Genomic DNA, 3,499 nt, shown 5'->3' with positions numbered 1-3,499 from the left:
CTCGATGCCCGCGGTGCCCACCACCTCGGCCGAGTCGACGCCCTCGCGGCCGAAGCTGGCGCCGCCGAGGATGTGCGACGCGATGGCGCCGTTGGGATAGAGCCGCATCTCGCGCGGGCCGAACAACAGGCCGGGCTCGCCGATTTCGTGCACCGCCTGCATCTGCTCGGGGCTGATCTTCTTGCGGACCCAGAGGAACTTGCGTTTCTCGTCGGTGAAGTCCTTGACCATCCGCTCTTCGTCGAGATCCGGGAAGATCGCCTTCAGCTCCTTCGCCGCGCGCAGCGGTTCGATCATCTGCTGCGGGTGGGCGTAGAGCGAGTGGGTCTCCATGTTGGTCGCCAGCAGCCGGCCGCGGCGGTCGGTGATGTCGGCGCGGCTCGCGATGATCGAGGCACCAGTGGCCCGGGCCCGCGGCTCGCTCGGCTCGGTGGCCGAGAGCAGACCCATCCGGGCGCCGATCACCACGAAGGCGCAGAAGAACATCGCGCCCATGACCAGCAGACGCCCCTCGGCGCGCACGCGCGCCTTGTCGCGCATCTGCTCGTGGCGGATGCGCAGGTTCTCGCGCTCGATGGCGTCGGGGTTCTCGCCGTTGCTGCGGGCTTGAAGGATGCGCGCCAGCGGGCGCAGCGGTGTCCGGGTCATGGCCACAGCTCCTCGTCGGCGGCGGCGGCGTTTGCGCTGGTCACCTCGATGGCGTCGGTCACCACCAGCGGCACGTGCGGGAAGGACACCTGGTCGACCTTGCCGAACTGCTCGGGGCGCATCGGCAGCAGGCCCAGCCGCTCGAAGTTGATCTCGGAGAGCTCGCGCAGCCGGTCGGGGCGGTTGAGATAGGCCCATTCCGCCTTGAGGATCGCCAGCCGCGCCCGCGCATCGGCGATGTCGCCGTGCAGGTCGGCCACGTGGTCCAGCGCCGCCTGCGTCTGGTAATTCTCGCGATAGGCCCAGAAGGCGAGCCCGATCAGGCCGAGGAAGGTGGTCACATAGAGCATGGTGCGCATCAGCGTTTCCCCCTCAGTTGAGGCATGTTCAGGGTGTCGGGAGACACGTCGCCCGGATCCGCCGAGGTGCGCTGTCCGATGCGCAGCCGGGCCGAGCGCGAGCGCGGGTTGGCGGCGAGCTCGTCGTCGTCGGGGCCGATGGCCTTGCGCGTCATGGTGACGAACTGCGGCTCCTCGGCCTCGACCACGGGGGCATAGCGGCTCACCGCGCCAAGCCGGCCCGAGCGCGCCTGCAGGAAGCGTTTGACCATGCGGTCCTCGACCGAGTGGAAGGTCACCACACAGAGAAAACCGCCCGGCTTCAGCGCCTTTTCGGCGGCCATGAGCCCGCGCCAGAGTGCGCCGTACTCGTCGTTGACCGCGATGCGCAGCGCCTGGAAGCTGCGGGTGGCCGGGTGGCTCTGCCCCGGTTTCGGGCGCGGCAGGCAGGCCTCGACGATGGCGCTCAGCCGCGCCGTGGTCTCGATGGGCTCCTGTTCGCGCGCCTTGACGATGGCCCGCGCGATGCGGCGCGAGGCCCGTTCCTCACCGTATGTATAGAGCACGTCCGCCAGCGTCGTCTCGTCGAGCCGCTTGACCAGCTCGGCGGCGCTTTCGCCGGCCTGTTCCATGCGCATGTCGAGCGGCCCGTCCTTCTGGAACGAGAAGCCGCGCTCGGCGATGTCGAGCTGCATGGACGAGACCCCGAGGTCGAGCACCACGCCGTCGGCGCCGCTCACGTACTGGTCCATGTCCGCGAAGTTGCCCTCGACCAGCTCGAGCCGGCCGCCGTAGCTGCCGATCCACTCGGCCGCCATGCGATGCGCGAGCGGGTCGCGGTCGATGCCGATGACCTTGTCCGCGCCCGCCTCGAGCAGGCCGCGGGAGTACCCCCCCGCCCCGAAGGTGCCGTCGACCCAGGTCCCCGAGACCGGCGCCACCGCGTCGAGCAGGGGCCGGAGCAGGACCGGGACGTGCGGCGCGTTGTCAGATGTGTCCGCCGCGGGTGCCATTTATTGTGCCTCCTTGCCGAGCAGCGAGAGCGGGTTGCGCGGGAGTTCCGACTTGAGGTTCTCCGACCGCACCTGCTTCTGCGCATCGTACTGCTCGGCATCCCAGATGCGGAAGGTGTTCAGCGAGGCCACCAGCGCCGCCTCACTGCCGATGCCGAAGCGCTCGCGCAGCTTGGCGGGCAGGACGATGCGGCCGGTGTCGTCGACCGTCGCGTTGACCACGTTTGCCGAGTAGATCTCTTCCAGCGCATCGCGCTCGTCACCGTGCTCCATCGCGTCGATGCGGTCTTCGATCCGCTCGATCTCGGCGATGGTGTAGCATTCGATGAAGTTGTAGGCGGGGTTGCCGTAGACCATGACGAAATTGGGGTTCTCGCCGCCCGACCAGTCCGGGTCGCCGGCTTCGAGCACACGACGGAAGGTCGCAGGAATCGAGACCCTGCCCTTTCCGTCGACCTTGTGCCGACTCTCGCCTCTGAACCTTGGCCTGCGGCTCACTGTCCCTACTCGACCCCCTGAAACGAAATACGGCGGGTTGATCTGCTGCCACCGATCAACCCGCCGCCTTGACCCGTTTACGGGCTTGTCCAGCTGCGCGCGCCACCTGGGGGGATGTTCTGCTCGCTCGCGCGCCGGATTCTGTCGTCACGATGAAGGGCGGGTGCCTGTATGAACCTGCTCTGGTTTATTTTTTTTGGGATTGTGTGCGGAGCGTTTTCGCCCTCTGTCCCGTCCCTCATCGTGGTTAAAGGTATCTCATGGGAAATCATGGGAAGCAACGGTTTTTTTCGGGTCCACACCACGAAATGTTGTCCACAGCGCCTGTGGAAAACTACATTTTGTGTGTTCCCGCCGCCACATTCACGAATATGTGGTAAGCTGAAAGCAGCTGAGCACCAGATATAGTCACGCCGGCGTGATCTTCGTTGCGCCCACCGTTTCCCAAAAAAACTGCAGGAGCACCATGGGCTTCGTAACCCGACTCGGGACAGAGATTGAAAACTGTGCCGCAAAAGCCTCGGAATCGTGGTTCAGGGTCCCTTCAGGCCGGTACTTCGTGAATCACCTCAAGCGGTTGGGCACCTCAGACCATGAATTCCCACCCCCTCTGTCCCATGGTTTCCCAAGCGCGTGGGCGGATGGCTGTAGTTGTAGCTGTTGTAGCGTGACGCTCAAACTTGCAGTGATTTACGGCGAAGTTTACAGCAACGCGTTTTTCGGGATCGGGGCGTTTCGAGCGTTCTGAGCGGGCCGCCAAGGGTTTCCACGGGATTTCCCGTCCCATCCCATCCCACCGCCCCATCCGATCCCACCCCGCGTCCCACCTGGTCCCAACCGGGACCGCATGGCACCCCGCCGCCCTGCCCCGTTTAAACACGCTCCGTTGCAGGGTAGTTGAACGGGGCGTTCAACACCCCATTGTAGATCAGGGGAAGGTCACGCCCCGGAGCGCGACGCGATCGGCAAGATACTGCATGTAGGTCTGCGCCTCGGTCTCGC

At 65.8% G+C, this 3,499-nt stretch carries 3 protein-coding genes and 1 pseudogene; all 4 read right to left on the bottom strand.

The features are described from left to right. Positions 1-648: pseudogene (locus HC022_RS21525) on the bottom strand (penicillin-binding protein 2); the annotation flags it as partial. Next, positions 645-1,007, bottom strand: a complete 363-nt coding sequence (locus HC022_RS21520; RefSeq protein ID WP_167453778.1) for a cell division protein FtsL — start codon at positions 1,005-1,007, stop codon at positions 645-647. The pseudogene HC022_RS21525 and the gene HC022_RS21520, both read right to left, overlap by 4 nt. Next, positions 1,007-1,999 (bottom strand): 16S rRNA (cytosine(1402)-N(4))-methyltransferase RsmH, encoded by a 993-nt coding sequence (rsmH, locus tag HC022_RS21515; RefSeq protein WP_167453777.1) that lies wholly within the window; start codon positions 1,997-1,999, stop codon positions 1,007-1,009. The genes HC022_RS21520 and rsmH overlap by 1 nt, the downstream gene beginning before the upstream one ends. Next, a complete protein-coding gene (locus HC022_RS21510) occupies positions 2,000-2,410 on the bottom strand; it encodes a cell division protein MraZ (protein WP_089956914.1) in 411 nt (136 codons plus the stop codon). Between the last annotated feature and the right edge of the window lie 1,089 nt (positions 2,411-3,499).

The sequence above is a fragment of the Salipiger sp. HF18 genome, assembly GCF_011806505.1.
In the GTDB taxonomy this organism is placed as follows: domain Bacteria; phylum Pseudomonadota; class Alphaproteobacteria; order Rhodobacterales; family Rhodobacteraceae; genus Salipiger; species Salipiger thiooxidans.
Note: the sequence above shows the minus strand (reverse complement) of the source record. Positions and strands in the feature narration are given on the sequence as shown.